The sequence below is a fragment of the Acuticoccus sediminis genome (assembly GCF_003258595.1).
Lineage (GTDB): Bacteria > Pseudomonadota > Alphaproteobacteria > Rhizobiales > Amorphaceae > Acuticoccus > Acuticoccus sediminis.
Map to the genome: position 1 here is coordinate 727,384 of NZ_QHHQ01000003.1, position 16,239 is coordinate 743,622.

Consider the following 16,239-nt stretch of genomic DNA (forward strand, 5'->3'; position numbering starts at 1 on the left):
CATGCTCTTCGGCGGCGCCATAGGTGAACTAGAGCTGCGGCGCGATAGCCGCGGCACGGGGCGTCGCCTCAAGGGGCGGTTCCCCTACAACCGGCTTGCTGTCCTGTCGGACGGCGGGCGCAACGGCGGACGGCCGCGCAAGGAACGCATTGCACCGCGGGCGTTCTCCTACCGCGTGGAGAGGCCCGACGAGGAAATCCACCTGCTGGTCGGTCACTCCTATGACCGGCCCCTGGCGTCGCGGAACAATGACACGCTGACGCTTCGCGACACTGACGAGGCCCTGACCTTCGACGCGAACATCGTGCCGGAGGTTCAGGAGGCGCCCTACGTCCAGGACTTCCTGGCGGCCTTCAGCGCGGGACTGATCAGAGGCATCAGCCCCGGCTTTCGCATCCCCCCGCCGAGGACGGTTCCCGACGCCGAGAAGGTGGAGGAGGAGGACCCCGCCGAGGGCACCGCGCTTATCCGAACCATCTTCGAAGCGCTCCTTTACGAGCTTTCGCTGGTGACGGTCGCTGCCTACCGCGAGGCCACGGCCGAGGAGGCGCGGAGCTGGGATATGGCCCTTTCCGGCCTCATGGTGCCGCCGTCCCGCCACGTCCTGCACCGTTGGAGGCTCTGATGGCCGAGACGCTAATGCAGACCGAGGACGTACCGGAGAGCTACCCCCTCGAACCGTCAGGGCTGTCTGACGGCGCTGCCGCACTCGATACGTCGGTCGTGTGGGGCCGGATCGAGAACTACGTGATCGCCCGCTGGAGCGTGCGCCCGGTGACGTGGATCGTGGAGGGTGAGGGCGATTGGTCCCCGCCTCTGACGCCCGCGACGATCTCGCTGACGGAACGGTGGACCGGTGAAGCGTGGGTGGAGGAGACGCTGCCCACGGGGCCGTTCGGCTACTGCATCCCCTGCGGTGGGCCGTGGCGCATTACCGCCAGTGTCGGCGATACCGAGGCCCCCGAACCTGCCCTGGAGGCTTACCGGAGGCTCGCTGAATATATGGCGGCCACACCCGGTAAGCCCGGCGCCATCAGTGAGAGCGTCACGGCCGGGTCCGTCTCCATCACGCACCGTCGGTCGCCCTCGTGGATCGCCGACGCCCTCCGCAACAGCGGTGCGGCGGATCTTCTACGCCCATATCGGAGAGTGGCATGAGGTGGCCCTGGCAGAAGCGTGAAGGTGTCACGGAAACCGTGATGCCTCACGAGACGCGCGCCAGCGGCTCCGGCTTCACGGCCGAGCTGATCGGGATGCGCGAGGCGTACATCAGCGGCGCCCGCGGCATGGCCGAGCTTACGGGGACTGCTCAGACCTGCATCACCATGTGGGAGAATGGCTTTGCCCTCGCCGACGTGGAGGGGACGGACCTCCTCAGCCGATCGGTGATGGCGGCCACGGCGCGCTCGCTGGCCCTACGCGGTGAGGCGGTATGGCTGATCCGTGACGACGGCCTCGTGCCGGCGGTGGACTGGGAAGTGAGCACGCGTGATGGGTTGCCACGGGCCTACCGCCTGTCGATCCCCGACGCGGGCGGCGGTCACACCGAGACGGCACTGGCGGCCGAGGTGCTGCACTTCCGGACTGCGGTGGACATGGCGGCGCCCTGGTACGGCTCCGCACCGCTCCGGCGGGCTCGGCTCTCGGCTGGACTTCTCCATGCCCTCGAAACCGCCCTCGGTGAAGTCTACGAGGCGGCGCCGATCGGTAGCATGATCGTCCCGCTACCGGAGTCGAGCGAAGCTGACATGAACGCCCTGACGCGGTCGTTCAGAGGATCGCGGGGCCGTGTTCTGGTCCGTGAGAGCGTGGCCGTGCAGGCGGCCGGTGGACCGGCTCCGGCGCAAGACTGGCGCCCAAATGACTTGTCCCCGGATTTGGGGAAAACCATGGCGCTGGAGGCCCTGGAGGCGGCGCGGGGCAGCATCTTCGCAGCGTTCGGTGTTCTCCCCGCCATGTGGGCCTCGAACGCGCAAGGGCCGCTCGTGCGCGAGGCGCAGCGGCATCTGGCGCAGTGGGTGCTCCAGCCGATGGGCGTCCTGATGGCCGAGGAGGCGTCCACCAAGCTCGGCACCCCCGTATCTGTGGACGTGGTGCGGCCTACCCAGGCATTCGATGCCGGCGGGCGGGCTCGTGCCTTCGCTACCATGGTTGCCGCTATCGCCCAGGCAAAGGAGGCGGGGCTGGACCCCCAGGCCATCGAGGACTCGTTCAAGTTCATCGACTGGGAATGAGATGCTCGCCCGTGCTCCCTGGTCGCCTCCAACGAAGGCGGCCAAGCCGAAGCGGCGGAAGCTCAACGAGGCGAAGCGGCGTCAGATGGTGGACACCGTCGCCAACATCATCCGGGCGGGCATGGAGGCCGGCGCTCCGTCCCGGTTCGCATTCGAGGCATCATGCCGCCACGGTATCCGCTCCGGCCTCTGTGAAGATGGCTGGCCTTGGCACGATGCTGACCTAGCTGCAGGCGACGTGGTGTCCCGAGCGCTGGCGATGACCGGTGCGACCCGACCGACATGGAAGGAGGGGCAACCGGAGTGGACACAGGACGGCGCCCTGCCGATCGAACGCGAGCGCTGCATCCGGTGCGCGAAGCCGCTGCCGGAGGGGCATTGGAAGTTCTGCAGCGTGGTGTGCAAGGACGCCCACCGCAACGACCGTCGGGATTTGGACGCGGCGGCCGAGAACAACGTGCGGCGCGAGGCACTGCGGTCGGCATGGTCGGCACAACAGCCAAAGCGCGAGTGCGAGGGCTGCGGGGGCATGTTTCGGCCACGCACCCCAACACAGCGATTTTGCCGGAACCAGTGTATCGGCGTAGCAAGGCGGGCAGGTCGATGGCGTTGAAGCTGGATGACTTACCAGACGAGTTTTGCGAGCGCTGCGGCACCCCGATCGAGACCCACCTCAGCTACCGTCGCTTCTGCAGCGGGCGTTGCAAGCGGATGGTGTACTACCGGGAAGCGCACCCGGTGGAGCCGCGGACCTGTGCCGGATGCGGTGTGACGTTCCTGCCTCGCCGGAGCGATGCGAAATACTGCAGCCCGAAATGCGGCAACGCGGTCCGCAATCCCTTCAACGTCGCCGTCTATCGCGAAGAACGGTTGAAGCAGATCGCCGGTCGGACGTGCGCCCAATGCGGCACCACGTTCGACGCTCGGCGGCGGGATCAGATCTACTGCAGCGAGCGGTGTGGCAAAGCGGCCTCCAAGGCCCGCCAGCGCGCCAAGGCGGCCAAGGAGAACTAGAGGGAGAGCGCGACGAGAACGAGGTTCGTAAGGACTTTACCGTTTCGGAGCGGGTGGCGATCGGGCGGGCCGTCGAAGAGCTTATCGGCAAGCGCCAGGGGCAACGGACGGACAAGGAACTTCGGGACAATTGTCCCGAAGTTGAGCCAGGCAAGAGGACGTCAGAGGTCGCAGCGGATCGCGCCGGCTTCGACAGCTACAAGAGCTACGAACGCGCAAAGGAGAACTAGAGGGAAGTCCGATCGGCTACGAAAAGAACGGTGGATGAACACGGAATCGTTACGCACCACCGAATATTAGGCACAATGTTAGGCACTAAGGCACATTCAACGAACTATAAGCCAATAATATCAAGAGCTTAGTAGACAGATCTTAATCCCTCCGGCTCCGCCATACCCGCCGAAAATAGCCTGTGCTCCGTCGGTTACCATACGTCCTCGATGCGTGGTTCTGATCTACCTTGATCGGAAATGCTTGATCGACGACCGTCAAAATAGAGTGGCATTGCCGCTGGCCCATTCAGTCCACAAACTCGGCCATGATTGAAGCGACCTGTCCAATGACGGATGTGGCATCCGTAACACCCTGCTTTTTCTGTTCTTCCGCCCAGGCGGCCTGAACCTCCTCATATCTGGTGGCGGTCACAAATTGATCGACCTCATCCATGCTCAAGGTTCGGACGCTGGCACCGGCTTCCCGCAACTCGTCCAATTGCGTGTCGAAGCTGTCCGCCATGACCGGTCCAAGGGGCTGGTATGATTTCTGGGCGGCGCGCTGGATTGCCTCCTTGTCCTCCTGTGCAAGTCCGTTCCAGACGTCCTTGTTCATTGCCAGAATATAGACATGACCCAGCCACAAATCCTTCGAGGCCAGCACATTGGGGGCGCTGTCATGGACGTTCAGATTGTACCCGCTGTCCACATTCACCATCAGGCCATCCAGCGTCCCATCCTTGAGGGCCGCAGGGATTTCCGGGCCCCAATGCATCTTGACCGGCGTGGCCCCGGCATTCTTCAGATAGTCCAGATGCCAGAAGCTGGCTGAGCGCCATTTGCCGCCCTTCAGATCATCCAGGCTGGTCATGGGCGCATTGCGGAAAAACGCGACCGGATAGCCGGTGCCAAAAAATATCTGGACGATATTGTTCTTGTCCAACTCTTTCGGGAAAGCGGGAACTTCGGCATAGACCTGTTGGAAAAATTCGCTTTGCTGGCCGTCCACCGGACCTTTGACGAAGCTTTTGAAGATCTGATGCAGTGGCAGCTCTTTGGCGGTGTATTCCGGCACAACAGTGGCAAGGTCGGCGGTGCCGTTGCTGACAGCGCCAAGTGCGTCATAGGCCGCGGCGATGTCGCCGTTCCAGTGGTCCTCGATCTTCAGGCGACCGTTGGATTCCTCCTCGATGGCGGGAAACACCACCTCCTTCAGGAAACGTGTCCGCATCCCCTCCAACGGTTGATGGTCGCTGAACGTGAGGAGGCGAGGGGTCGTCTGCGCCATCGCTTGCGACACTGCGTTCGGCATCAACGTGATGGCTGCGGCTGCGCCCAATGCGGCAGCGAGCAGCTGCCTGCGATTGGTCCCGGTTCCACCCGCTATTTTGTCATCGACGATCATGACACGCTTTTCCTTTCAACTCTATCTCCGCGGTCCGGGCCTTTTCTTGACCCGGGCATTGATCCTTGACTAGCGTCATAACTGAACAATGCTTCAGTTGGATATTCGCATTTGAAAAGCGCCGAAACCTCCGTCCCAACGCGGCTGAAACCAAGGAAAATGCCCAGTCAGTCCAGATCGGGCGCAACTGTCGAGGCCCTTCACGAAGCGACCGTTCAGGTTTTGCTGGCGGAAGGGTTGAACCGGTTGACGACCACCCGGGTCGCTGAGCGCGCCGGAGTCTCAGTCGGCACGCTTTACCAGTATTATCCGAATAAGCAGGCCTTGCTTTTTGCCATCCTGGCGCGTCATTTCGAGGAGATGGCAGAGGCGCTGGAGCGGATTGGCATCGACGGCCCCGCAGAGACGCTGGACGACCTGGCTCATCGTATCGCGGATGCCTATGTGTCCGCAAAACTGGCGCATCCCGACACGACAGTCGCACTTTATCGGGTTGCAGGGGCGATAGATCAGGTCCGATTGCCTTCGGATGTCTTCAAAAAGCTGGATGCCGCTGTGGTCCGGCTTTTGACGTGCGTCCCGGATGCGTCCTTCAGTGATCCCCACCGCGTGGCATTCACGTTGCTGTCTGCATTGGCGGGCGTGTCTCGAGGAAGCTTTGGGGCACTGGCCTCGGGGCGCCACGTGCAAGACAGCCTGCGTGAGGAAACCCGCCTTCTGTCCAGAGCCTACCTGCGAGCGGCAGCGGAAACCGAACTGACAATGAAATAGAGGGCCACTCTGCTGAGATCCTTCAAACAGCAACACGATAAGGCGATTGATGAGGAGGATCATCCTGACGACGCAAGGCAATGGGTGCCGACGCTGGGGACGCCGCTCCGGAACCTTTGCTAGCGCCGTCAAGGCCGTGGCGACCTCACTGCCTCAGTCACTTTATAGGGCTATAGCGTAAGTGTAGTTCTCAGTTTCGTCGGCTTCGGCCCGCCATACCCGCCCCGCGGGGCTACCTTAAAATACCGCAACGTTCTTTATCGCCGCCGCGATGAGGTGCATCTTTCATGGCACCGGCATACGACGTCCGGAGGCGAGACGGCGCCGCCCCTACCGGCCGATACGGTTTTGGCATTCTCGCCGGGCGAATTTCGATGAAACGGTTGCACTCCAGCTTCGTCGCCATCCTCGTCGCAACGACCGCCCTCGCCGGCGTCCCGACCATCATGCAAGGCACGGCGGCGCAGGCGGCGGCTCCCCAGATCGAAGGCAGCGCGCTACCGGGGTCGTTTTCCAGCATCGTGAAGGCCAACAAGGACGCGGTCGTGACGGTGACGGTCGACGAGCGCGCCCCCGGCATGTCCGGCATCACCAACGACACCACGCCGAAGTCCGGCGAGCCGTCCCCCTTCGACGACTTCCTGCGGCGATACTTCGGAATGCCTCCGGAGGGTGAGCCCGACGACGGGTCGTCCGCGGTGCCGCACCCGGCGATCCAGGGCCTCGGCTCCGGCTTCATCGTCGACAGCAACGGCACCATCGTCACCAACAACCACGTCGTGCGCAACGCCGACCGGATCACGGTGATCCTGAGCGACGGGACGAAGTTCCAGGCCCACCTCATCGGCACCGACGAGAAGACCGACATCGCCGTCATAAAGATCGATGCCGAACACGCGCTCCCGACCGTTCGGTGGGGGAACTCGGACGACGTGACGCCGGGCGACTGGGTCCTCGCGATCGGCAATCCCTTCGGCCTCGGCGGCACCGTCACGGCGGGGATCGTCTCGGCGCTCGGCCGCGACCTCCAGTCAGGGCCGTACGACGATTTCATCCAGGTCGATGCGCCGATCAACCAGGGCAACTCGGGCGGGCCCCTCCTGGATGCCGCCGGCCACGTGATCGGCGTCAACGCGGCGATCTACAGCCCCACCGGCGGCAACGTCGGGGTCGGCTTCGCGATCCCGTCCAATCTTGCCGAGAATATCGTCGAGAAGCTCACGACAAGCGGACACGTCGACCGCGGCTACCTCGGCGTGATGATCCAACTGCTCGACCAGAACGTCGCCGAGGCGCTGGGAATCGACGGGACTGACGGGGCCCTCGTGACCGAGGTCACCTCCGGCAGCCCCGCTGCGGCGTCGGGGCTCCGGGCCGGCGACGTCATCACCGGGTTCGCCGGCAGGACGGTCGGCTCCCCGCACGAGCTGTCGCGGATCGTCGCCGACGCGAACGCCGGGACGCCCGCCGAGGTCGGCCTCATCCGCGACGGCAAGGCCATGACACTGAAGGTCACCGTGGGCGCGATGCCGAACGAGGACACCGTCGTGGCGGCGGAGGACGAGACCTACGCTCCGACCGGCCGACTGGGCCTGGCCCTCATCGACCTGACGCCTCAGTTGCGCCAGCAGTTCAACCTCGGAGCGGATGACACCGGCGCCCTCGTGGCGGCGGTCGATCCCGACAAGGCGGCGGCCGAGGCAGGGATCGAGGTCGGTGACGTGATCGTGGCGGTCGGGACCGAAGCGACGCACGACGCGCAGCAGACGAACGACCTCATCCAGAAGTCGGAGACCGGGTCGGGCAAGGTCCTTCTCCTCGTCGAACGCAACGGCCATCGGCTTTACGTGGCGCTGGACGCGAAGGTCGGTTGACCGCAGCCCCTCGGCCGGGCCCTAGCGCGGCGCGGCGCCACCGGATCGCGCCTGAGCCGGAGCCGCCAGCGCTTCGGCGAGGCGGGCACGGAGCATCGTTGCAAGGGCGGCGTAGTCGCCGTCGAAGTGGTGGCCGCCGGGGCGCTCGATCAGCGTCGCCTCGCGCAGCCCGGACAACGTGCACCCGGTGTCGTCGTCGGCCGCCTCCTGCGTGCCGTAGACGCATACGACCCGGTCCGCCGGCAGCGCGGCCAGCGGCCCCGCGAGCGGGATCTCCGCGCCCGATGACAGCCCGAGCCAGCCGGAGATCGTCACCTCCAGCGTCGTCGAATGCGCGAGCCCGAGCAGTCCGACGAGGACGGTCCGGTCCCGTGTCGCCTCGTCGAGCTTCGGCCAGGCGAGCGGGAGGACGTCGGCGCCGAACGAATAGCCGAGGAGCGCGACCTTCTCCACACCCCATGCACGGCCATAGTGCGCCGCGATGCGCTCGATCGCGTTCGCGATCTCCTCGGGGCTGCGCTCGCTCCAGAAGTAGCGCAAGGCATCCACCCCCACGACCGCCACGCCGTGCGCGGCGAGCCACTCGCCGATGGTCTTGTCGAGGTCGCGCCAGCCGCCGTCGCCGGAGATGAAGATCGCGAGCGCGACGGGGTCCTCGGCCGGGAGTTCGGTGAGCGGCAGGTCCGCGAGCGGATCGGCGGGGCCCGCGGCCATTGCGAGGACGGCGTCCGCCGCCGCCCCGGCCATCTCGGCGCCCACGGCCCGGACAGCGTTGCCGCCGGCGGCAACGAACGGCGCGACGTCGGGTGCCGGGGCGTCCGGCAGGATCAGCGTCCAAGGTCCCGGCAGGTGCCGGGGTGGGGCGAGGTCGAAGCCGCCGCCGTCCCGCGGGGTCGCGGCCGCGCCCGGGCACAGCGGACGGCGCGCCGCGAGAACCGGCGAAAAGCCAAGGCTGACGGCGCCGGCGGCCGTATTCTCCGGGGCCTGCGCGAGGGCCAGGTAGGCCATCGTCCCTCCTTCGCTGCCGAGCCCGACGACGACGGGCCAGCGCCACGTCGTCATGCCGAGCTGGCGTTCGGCGAGGCGCGACAGCTCCTCGAAGTCGCCGAAGACGTAGTGGCAGCCGTCCCCGTCCTGCGCCTCCTTCAGCGCCATCAGGCCGGGAAGTTCGACGAGCGCGACGGCGGTGCCCTTCGCCACCAGCGCCTCCGCCTGCGCCCGGACGGCATCGGTCGTCCCGTCAGCATCCGAGACGAGGACCGCGAAGGTCTCGGGCTGGCTCTCCGGAGCCAGCACCGTGATGTCGCCGATGTGGGCGGTCGCGACGGTCGTGGTGCGAGGCGCCGCCTGAGCCGGAGCGGGTGTCACGGCGAGGAGGACGGCTGCCGCCGCGGCGGCCCGGGTCATGAACACGTCAATCCTGCCTCTGTAGTGCGCCGGGGCCGCGCGAGATGAGCCGCGTCGCGTCCATCAGCACGCGCGGTACGGCGAGCGGCCCCGTGTAGGCCAGATAACGCGGTTGCCAGTCCGGCCTGAACTTCGCCTTGAAGGCCCGCAGGCCGCGGAAGTTGTAGAACTGGTTGCCGTGCTCGTAGATGAGCCGCGCGAACCGGCTCCATGCCGGGGCCAGCGAATGGTCCGGCATCCCCGACATGGGCGCGAGGCCGAGGTTGAACGTCGCGGCCCCTTCGGCCTTCGCCGCCTCCATCAGCGAGATGAACATGGCGTCCATCGTGCCGTTCGGCATGTCCGGCACGTGCCGCATGAGGTCGATGGACACCTGACGACCGCCCGCGCCGCGCCAGATGTTGGCGAACGCGATCGGCCGGCCGTCGTGCTCGATCACGGCCTGGTCGAAGCGCTCGATGTACGGATCGGACCAGAAGCCGAGCGAGAACCCCTTCTCGCGGCCCTTCTGCTGGGCGAGCCAGGCGTCGGATATCGCGCGAAGCTGGGGGAGCATCGACGGCACCTCGGCGGCGGGAACGATGCGGAAGCCGAGTCCGGCCCGCTCGGCCCGCGATTTGGCCTGGCGGAGCTTTGCACCGGCCGAACCCTGAAACGAGAACTTCGCGAGATCGACGATGGCCACCTCGCCGAGCTTGGCGAAGGAGAACCCCGCGTCGATGTAGTGCGGCAGGAGCTGTGGCCCGACCTCGTAGAATGCAGGGTCCCCGCCGCATCGGTCAGCGAGTTCGCGAAACCGCCAGATGAGGTCCACCGCGACTTTCGGATCGTCCGCGACGGGGTCGCCCATCGCGAGGACGGTCTTGCCCTCGACGCCGTACATCACGAAGCCCGTGCCGACGCCGGAGATCAGGAAGGACTTGTCGCCCAGCAGCGCGAGTTGGGCCCCCGGGTCCTCGACCTGCCCGACGATGGCGGCGATCTTCTCGAACTCGTCCTTCCCGGGAGGCGCGGCGGCGGACGGGGCGCGCACCACACGATAGAGCGCGTAGCCGGCGAGGACGATGGCCGCGCCCAGTGTGCCGCGCAGGAAGCGCGATGCGTCGCCGTCGAGCGCGAACCGCCACCAGAGCTCCCGCGAGTAGTCGACCGACCGATAGGCGAGGAAGCCGAGCCAGACCGAGAGGCCGATGGCCACGGCCATCGCGCAGATCCAGGGCCAGGACGGCGTCGCCCCCCACGCGCCGCCTCCCCGGTAGAACGCGCGACGCGACGCGAGAAGGAGCGCGAGCGCGGTGGTGCAGACCGCAGCCTCCTCCACGTCGAGCCCCTTGAAGAGCGAGAAGACCGCACCGGCACCGACGAGCGCCACGGCGATCTGCCACGACGCGCGGCGCCGCCCGAGCAGCCCGACGGACACCACGAGAAGCGCCGCCCCGACCACGCTGGCGAGGAAATGGGACGTCTCCACGAAGGGAAGCGGCAGGAGATCCGCGAGGATCGCGAGCCGCGTTCCCTCCGCAGGAGCCGCGCCGGAGAGCAGGAGGACGACCCCTCCCCCGAACACGGCGAGCCCGGCGATGCGCGGGACGAACGGCATGACGGTCTGCGCGGCGCGTGAGCCGATCGCGGCCACCCGCGCCCGCGATGCGCCGACCTCGCCGGCCACGAAAAGCACCAGCGCGAAGGCGAACGGCACGAGGTAGTAGACCAGACGGAACAGGATGAGGGAGGCCGCGATCTCGGCATGGGCGGTGGACGGCAGGCCGAGCAGGATGACGGCCTCGAACGCGCCGAGCCCGCCCGGCACGTGGCTCACCACTCCGGCCACCGTCGCGAGGGCGAACACGACGAGGAAGCCCGGATACCCGATGTGGATGTCCGCCGGCAGCAGCAGCCAGAGCGCGAGGGCAGCGGCGAGGATGTCCGCCATCCCGAGCAGGACGATCGCAGCGCTCGTCCTCGAGTCCGGCAGTCGCACCGTCCAGCCCGAGACGTTCAGCGTGGCGGACCGGCCGCGATGCCAGACCGACCACCCGGCGACGGCAACGAGGGCGCCGGCGCCGGCGGCGATCCCGGCTCCACGCGGCAACCCGGCGACCGCGCTGACGACGGACGGCTCGATCATCACGCATACCGCCGCGACGAGCGCGAGGCCGATCCAGAAGCTCACGGCGCCGAGCAGCGTGACCGCGAGGATCTGCGACGGCGCGAGGCCGACGGTCCGGTAGCGTCGCAGACGGACGGCGCCGCCGGTCAGGACGCCGAAGCCGAGGACGAAGGTGAAGCTGTAGCTGATGAAGGCCGTCACGGCGACGAAGCGCGGCCTCAGGTGGGTGACGCCGACCTGCCGCAACGCCACGTGCTCGTAGCCGACGAGCGCGCAGTAGGAGAGCGCGCTGGCGGCGAAGGCGGCAAGGATCACCCAGCCTCGCGTGTTCGCCAGCGCGGTGCCGATATCCGCGAGCGTGACGTCGCGCAGGACACGATGGAGCTCGGCCGCGATGGAGATCAGCAGCAGCGCGAGAACGGCCAGTCCGAGATAACGGACCGCGGACGGCGGGATCCTTCTGCGAAGCGCTCCGATCCACCCGGACCGGACAAGCCCGGACCGGGCCGCCGCGGGAGTTTCGACAGTCGTGTCTGCAGTGCCACGCATGTGCTTTACTCGATCGGGCAACCAACCCACCGCGGTCGGTGCGCACGCTCCGGCGAGCGGATCTATACTTCATTGCCCCAGGGCTTGGAAGCGCCAGCGAGGCGTCCGGAACGAACCCGCCTGCTGCCGCGTCGATCGATGCCGTCCCGATTTCGACCACCTCGGATGCTGCCTCCGCCCCCGTGCCTTCGGATCGGGGGCGGCGCCCGAACGCCGCGTGTCAATGCAGGCGGGCCAGCACCTCCGCCTGCAGCTGCTCGAGCCGCTCCAGCCGGGCGATGTGCTGGGTGAGCTGGTAGTCGATCTTCTCGTGGATCTGGCGGACCTCGAGCTCGGCCTTCAGGTTGACCTGATAGTCGTTCTCGGCGCGCAGGCGATCCTTCGCCTCCAGCCGGCGCTGGCTCATGATGATGATGGGGGCCTGGATGGCGGCGAGCGTCGACAGCGCGAGGTTGAGGAGAATGAACGGATAGGGGTCGAACGGCACGAAGAGCCAGCCCGTGACGTTCAGGATCATCCACAGCGTGCAGATCGCGCAGAACGAGAGGATGAAGCCCCAGGATCCGCCGAACGCGGACATGCGGTCGGCCATCCGTTCGCCGAAGCTCGCCTGCGCGTCGTAGGCCGTGCCCGCGACCTCGGTGACGAGATCGCCGGTCGTGATGCTCTCGATGACTTCCCGCTCCAGCGGGCCGAGCTCGCCTATGGCCGACGTCAGCAGCTCGGTAATGTACCTCCGCCGGTATTCGTCGAGGTCCCGGCGGCAGATCCATGCCCCCTCGCGCCAGGCGGGGTGGTCGCGCGCGAGCAGGGCCGACACCGTCGGCCGCACGGCGGCGTACGCGACCGCCTGATCGAATGTCACCGGCTGGCCGCATATGACGCACGCGACGTCGGGGACGGGGAGCGTCCCGCCGGTGTCGTCGCGGCGCGACGGGGCGCTGCCGGCCTGTGGTGCATCCGGCAACCCGCGGCCCGGACGTTCGGGGACGATCGACATCAAACGACCTCCGCGACTGCGCGGGATGGAAGACGCGCCGCAGTCGAAAACTCGCCCTCGAAAGGAAGCGTGGCGAAGCGCTCGGGCGGCGTCGCAGTCCGGCACCGCGTCGGCGGCATCTGAGCCTGAAACGGCAATGTGTCAAAGCGGTGCGGCATATCCGAAATGCGGGGTCGTTCCCTCGCCAAACCGGAAAGCCCTCGGCGCTCTCCGGACGCGACCGCTTGACATTCGTCAAGTCCACGACGGTTTGAATGGGGCACGCGCAGGCCGACCGCCGGCGTCTCGCCGGCGCGGCAGCGTCTCGCCGGCAACATGTGACCGCATGCGGATTGCCCCTGCCCTCGCCGTCCCGGACCGTCGGGGCGGAGTTGCCGCAAGGGCGCGGCCGGTCTCCGGTGGGAGGATCGCCGTGAGGTTCGAGGCGGCGCAGGATTCCGGAGGCCGTGCGTGAGCATCGAGAGATCACCGACCGCGCTGGCTGTCCGCGCTCCGGCCGAGCCCGCGCGCCAGGGCCTCGCGCTCGCCGCGCTCGGCATCGTGTTCGGCGACATCGGGACGAGCCCGCTCTACGCGTTTCGCGAGGCGGCGACGGCGGCCGGCGGCGCCACGGCGGTCGAGGTGATGGGTGCCCTGTCGCTGATCGCCTGGGCGCTCCTTCTTTCGGTCTCCGTCAAGTATGTCTCGGTCCTGCTTCGGGTCGACAACGGCGGCGAAGGCGGCATCATCGCCCTCGCCGCCTTGCTCGATCTGCATCGCGCCCGCCGCGGGCGCCGGGCGGTGATGCTCGGTGTGGCACTCGCCGGCGCGGCCATGCTGTTCGGCGACGCTATGATCACGCCGGCGATCTCGGTCCTTGCCGCGGTCGAGGGGCTCCGGATTGCCATGCCCCGGCTGGATCCGGCGGTATTGCCGCTCGCCGCCACGATCCTCGTCGTCCTCTTCGCGATTCAGGGCGCGGGGACCGAGTTGATCGGTCGTTGGTTCGGACCCGTCATGCTGGCCTGGTTCGCGGCCATCGGAACCCTCGGCGCGATCGCAGTCGCCTCGCGCCCCGAAGTGCTGGCCGCGCTCGACCCACGGCATGCGGCAACCCTCCTCGCGACCCATCCGCTGCGGGCCACAGCGATCCTCACCGCGGTCTTCCTCGCGGTCACGGGCGGAGAGGCACTCTACGCGGACCTCGGCCAGTTCGGACGCAGGACCATTGCCCGCGCCTGGTACCTCGTGGTGCTCCCGGCCCTCCTCCTCAGCTACTTCGGACAGGGCGCCCTGGTCCTCGCCGAGCCCCACGCGCTCGACAGCCCCTTCTACCGGCTCGTCCCCGACGCCCTGCGGCTGCCGATGATCGCGCTGGCAACGCTGGCGACGATCATCGCCTCGCAGGCGGTCATTTCCGGCATCGCGAGCCTGGCCCGGCAGGCCATGGAGCTTCATCTCCTCGTGCCGCTGCGCGTGGTGCACACGAGCCGGACCAACGAGCATCACGTCTACCTGCCGGCGCTCAACGTGCTGATCGCCACGGGGACCGTCCTCATTGCGGTCGGCTTCGGCTCGTCCGGCGCGCTCGCCGACGCCTACGGGCTCGCGGTCGCGGGGGCGATGATCACCACCACCATTCTCGCAATCGCATACCTGCGCCGGCGGCATCACCGTCACGCCGCCGTCGTCGTGGCGCTGTTCCTGCCGCTTCTCGCCATCGACGTCACCTTCTTCGGCTCCAGCCTCGGGAAGATCGCAAACGGCGGCTGGTTGCCGCTCACGCTGACCGCGCTGGCGTTCGGCGCCATGGCGAGCTGGCACATCGGGCGGCGCAGGCTCGTCGAGGTGGGCGGGCACGTCGGCACTCCGGTCCCCCGGTTCGCGCGCGAATTCGCCCGCAGCAAGGCGAACATCTCGGCACCGATCGTCGCGTTGATGCGCCCGGGCGAGGGAACCGTCGCCAGCCTCGACCAGCTGCGCCGCATCCTCGGGGTCAATCCGGACCGCGTCGTGATCGCCTCGGTCTGGGTCGGATCGAAGCCGCGGGTCGGGCAGGATGACCGGGCCACCGTGGTGTGCCTCTGCGATGGGATGTGCCGCGTCGACCTCAAGGTCGGTTACCTGCAGCAGATCGACCTTCCGTCGCTGCTGTCGCCGGAACTCCTGCGGCTGGGGATCGAGCCGGACGAGGCGGTCTATCTGGTAAGCCACGACCGCCTCGTGCCTCCGCCACGGATCCGCAGCCTCACGGACCTAGCGAGCGTCGCCTTCATCGTCCTGTTCCGTCTGGCCGAGCGGGCGACCGACCGGCTCCGCCTCCCTACAACGCGCACGCTCGAGGTCGGCGTACACAAGCAGCTCTGATCCCGGAATGCCACTCGCGCCGCCCGTCCATGTTCCGGCTAGCGCATCGACTCCCGGTGCCGCCGGAACGCGCTCTTCACGCAGGCGCCGTCCCGTTCGGCCTTCAGCGTCATGACGGTCGACGGCGACAGGCGGTGCGGGCTGAGCTGCGTGCCGGTCGCCGAATTGAACCGCTCGAGGGCCGCTCGCGACCTTGCCCCCCACACGCCGTCGACCGGACCCGGCTGGCAGCCCAGGCGGTCCAGTTCCTCCTGGACGCGCCGCACCGTCTCCGCAGCCCGCCGGTCGATCGGTTCCGTCGTGGAGCGGACCGCCTCGCTCGTCTCCGACACGATGCGGAAGGCGCCAGCGCCGGCATCGACAAGAACGAGTGTGAACTCCACCGAGCCGCTGACCCTCACGTTTCGGGCGGTCGCCTCGGCGGCGAAGTCGGCGACGCCGGACACGGCACACACGCTCCGTTCGCACTTCGCCGTCGGCGTGCCGCGGACCTGGAGGGAGCGAACCGGATACCGGCCGATGTAGGCCGCGATGCTCGCGACCACCTTCTCGCGCGGCAGCGCCTTCTGGCCGTAGTAGTCGACCACGTCCGCGTACCGGGTTTCGGCGGAATACCTCGCCTGGGCGGCGTTCTGCCGGCTCCCGGCCTCCATGTGCTCGACGACGAAGGCGACGGCCGCGTCCTCCAGCGCACGAGGCTCGGGCGATTCCGGGGCGGCCGCGGGTTCCAGCACGCGGACCATGATTCCCAGATAGCGGGCCCTGTCCGGGGTCAGCTCGGCCATCTGATAAGGTCCGGGCCGGGTCACGAAGTCGATGGCGGCTTCGTTCAATCCGAGCTTGGTGAGATAGGCGCCGACGCGGGCGTTGCCGACGCCTGTTTCGTGCTTCGCGCCGTTCCGCTCGACGTAGGCCGCGTGGAAGCCGATCATGGCGTTCGGCTGCATGGCTCTGGGCTGGCCGCCAAGCCAGGCAAGGGCGCACGCCGACAGGCATTCCGTCCCGTCGATGACCACGGTCCCCAGACCGCGGAGGCGGATCAGCTTGCCGATTTCAATGCCCGCGTCGAGGCTTCCTCCGGGACTGCTCAACAGGACGATCCCGACCGGAACGTCGGAGATAACCTCCTGGAATACGTATTGATCGCCAGGCAGAAGCTCGCCCTCGACGAGAAATATCGGAAGGGTCTCGTCCGCTGGCGGGAGCCGCTGGATCGTGGCCGCTCCCCCCTCGGCCGCCTCGAACACGAAAGCGGCCATGATCACGGTCAGTATCAGTGACTTTGAAAATCCAAGCGCCAACATGGCGCCACTTTGC

At 67.6% G+C, this 16,239-nt stretch carries 13 protein-coding genes; 8 read left to right on the forward strand and 5 right to left on the reverse strand.

What is annotated here, in order from left to right; all coding sequences use genetic code 11:
* The first annotated feature begins 1 nt into the window (after position 1).
* The 5 genes from DLJ53_RS17530 (at position 2) to DLJ53_RS17545 (ending at position 3,248) form a co-directional block, all read left to right on the forward strand.
* Complete coding sequence (locus DLJ53_RS17530; RefSeq protein WP_111347561.1) at positions 2-625, forward strand: HK97 family phage prohead protease; 624 nt, start codon at positions 2-4, stop codon at positions 623-625.
* Positions 625-1,158 carry a hypothetical protein gene (locus DLJ53_RS17535; RefSeq protein WP_111347563.1) on the forward strand — a complete coding sequence of 178 codons (534 nt, stop codon included), beginning with the start codon at positions 625-627 and terminating at the stop codon, positions 1,156-1,158. Before DLJ53_RS17530 ends, DLJ53_RS17535 begins: the two co-directional genes overlap by 1 nt.
* A complete protein-coding gene (locus DLJ53_RS17540) occupies positions 1,155-2,234 on the forward strand; it encodes a phage portal protein (protein ID WP_111347564.1) in 1,080 nt (359 codons plus the stop codon). Before DLJ53_RS17535 ends, DLJ53_RS17540 begins: the two co-directional genes overlap by 4 nt.
* Before the next feature lie 85 nt (positions 2,235-2,319).
* Positions 2,320-2,847, forward strand: a complete 528-nt coding sequence (locus DLJ53_RS34760) for a hypothetical protein (protein WP_146619996.1) — start codon at positions 2,320-2,322, stop codon at positions 2,845-2,847.
* The gene (locus DLJ53_RS17545; protein WP_111347566.1) at positions 2,838-3,248 is read left to right on the forward strand and encodes a hypothetical protein; all 411 of its coding nucleotides are present in this window, start codon (positions 2,838-2,840) and stop codon (positions 3,246-3,248) included. The genes DLJ53_RS34760 and DLJ53_RS17545 overlap by 10 nt, the downstream gene beginning before the upstream one ends.
* A gap of 519 nt (positions 3,249-3,767) precedes the next feature.
* Here DLJ53_RS17545 and dctP read toward each other — a convergent pair.
* Positions 3,768-4,865: a TRAP transporter substrate-binding protein DctP gene (gene dctP, locus DLJ53_RS17550; protein WP_111347567.1), complete on the reverse strand. Its 1,098-nt coding sequence runs from the start codon at positions 4,863-4,865 to the stop codon at positions 3,768-3,770.
* A gap of 111 nt (positions 4,866-4,976) precedes the next feature.
* On the opposite strand from dctP, the gene DLJ53_RS17555 reads away from it, so the two are divergent.
* Positions 4,977-5,636 carry a TetR/AcrR family transcriptional regulator gene (locus DLJ53_RS17555; protein ID WP_146619997.1) on the forward strand — a complete coding sequence of 220 codons (660 nt, stop codon included), beginning with the start codon at positions 4,977-4,979 and terminating at the stop codon, positions 5,634-5,636.
* A 374-nt stretch (positions 5,637-6,010) separates the two neighbouring features.
* Positions 6,011-7,510: a Do family serine endopeptidase gene (locus DLJ53_RS17560; protein ID WP_111347571.1), complete on the forward strand. Its 1,500-nt coding sequence runs from the start codon at positions 6,011-6,013 to the stop codon at positions 7,508-7,510.
* Between the two features lie 21 nt (positions 7,511-7,531).
* Here the strand turns inward: DLJ53_RS17560 and DLJ53_RS17565 are convergent, their stop codons facing one another.
* The 3 genes from DLJ53_RS17565 to DLJ53_RS17575 form a co-directional block, all read right to left on the reverse strand.
* The gene (locus DLJ53_RS17565) at positions 7,532-8,917 is read right to left on the reverse strand and encodes a virulence factor family protein (RefSeq protein ID WP_146619998.1); all 1,386 of its coding nucleotides are present in this window, start codon (positions 8,915-8,917) and stop codon (positions 7,532-7,534) included.
* A 7-nt stretch (positions 8,918-8,924) separates the two neighbouring features.
* A complete protein-coding gene (mprF, locus tag DLJ53_RS17570; protein ID WP_111347574.1) occupies positions 8,925-11,576 on the reverse strand; it encodes a bifunctional lysylphosphatidylglycerol flippase/synthetase MprF in 2,652 nt (883 codons plus the stop codon).
* 220 nt (positions 11,577-11,796) lie between these two features.
* On the reverse strand, positions 11,797-12,576 hold the full coding sequence (locus DLJ53_RS17575; RefSeq protein WP_111347575.1) for a DUF1003 domain-containing protein: 780 nt from the start codon (positions 12,574-12,576) through the stop codon (positions 11,797-11,799).
* Between the two features lie 450 nt (positions 12,577-13,026).
* Between DLJ53_RS17575 and DLJ53_RS17580 the strand changes: the two genes are divergently transcribed.
* On the forward strand, positions 13,027-14,922 hold the full coding sequence (locus tag DLJ53_RS17580) for a KUP/HAK/KT family potassium transporter (RefSeq protein WP_202913206.1): 1,896 nt from the start codon (positions 13,027-13,029) through the stop codon (positions 14,920-14,922).
* A 38-nt stretch (positions 14,923-14,960) separates the two neighbouring features.
* On the opposite strand, the gene DLJ53_RS17585 is transcribed toward DLJ53_RS17580, so the two are convergent.
* Complete coding sequence (locus DLJ53_RS17585; RefSeq protein WP_111347577.1) at positions 14,961-16,187, reverse strand: peptidoglycan-binding protein; 1,227 nt, start codon at positions 16,185-16,187, stop codon at positions 14,961-14,963.
* Positions 16,188-16,239 lie beyond the last annotated feature (52 nt).

Bases quoted from the DNA above. Each gene is read 5' to 3' on its own strand.
- DLJ53_RS17530 (WP_111347561.1), top strand. From the start codon at position 2: ATGCTCTTCGGCGGCGCCATAGGTGAACTAGAGCTGCGGCGCGATAGC.
- DLJ53_RS17535 (WP_111347563.1), top strand. From the start codon at position 625: ATGGCCGAGACGCTAATGCAGACCGAGGACGTACCGGAGAGCTACCCC.
- DLJ53_RS17540 (WP_111347564.1), top strand. From the start codon at position 1,155: ATGAGGTGGCCCTGGCAGAAGCGTGAAGGTGTCACGGAAACCGTGATG.
- DLJ53_RS34760 (WP_146619996.1), top strand. From the start codon at position 2,320: ATGGTGGACACCGTCGCCAACATCATCCGGGCGGGCATGGAGGCCGGC.
- DLJ53_RS17545 (WP_111347566.1), top strand. From the start codon at position 2,838: ATGGCGTTGAAGCTGGATGACTTACCAGACGAGTTTTGCGAGCGCTGC.
- dctP (WP_111347567.1), bottom strand. From the start codon at position 4,865: ATGATCGTCGATGACAAAATAGCGGGTGGAACCGGGACCAATCGCAGG.
- DLJ53_RS17560 (WP_111347571.1), top strand. From the start codon at position 6,011: ATGAAACGGTTGCACTCCAGCTTCGTCGCCATCCTCGTCGCAACGACC.
- DLJ53_RS17565 (WP_146619998.1), bottom strand. From the start codon at position 8,917: ATGACCCGGGCCGCCGCGGCGGCAGCCGTCCTCCTCGCCGTGACACCC.
- mprF (WP_111347574.1), bottom strand. From the start codon at position 11,576: ATGCGTGGCACTGCAGACACGACTGTCGAAACTCCCGCGGCGGCCCGG.
- DLJ53_RS17575 (WP_111347575.1), bottom strand. From the start codon at position 12,576: ATGTCGATCGTCCCCGAACGTCCGGGCCGCGGGTTGCCGGATGCACCA.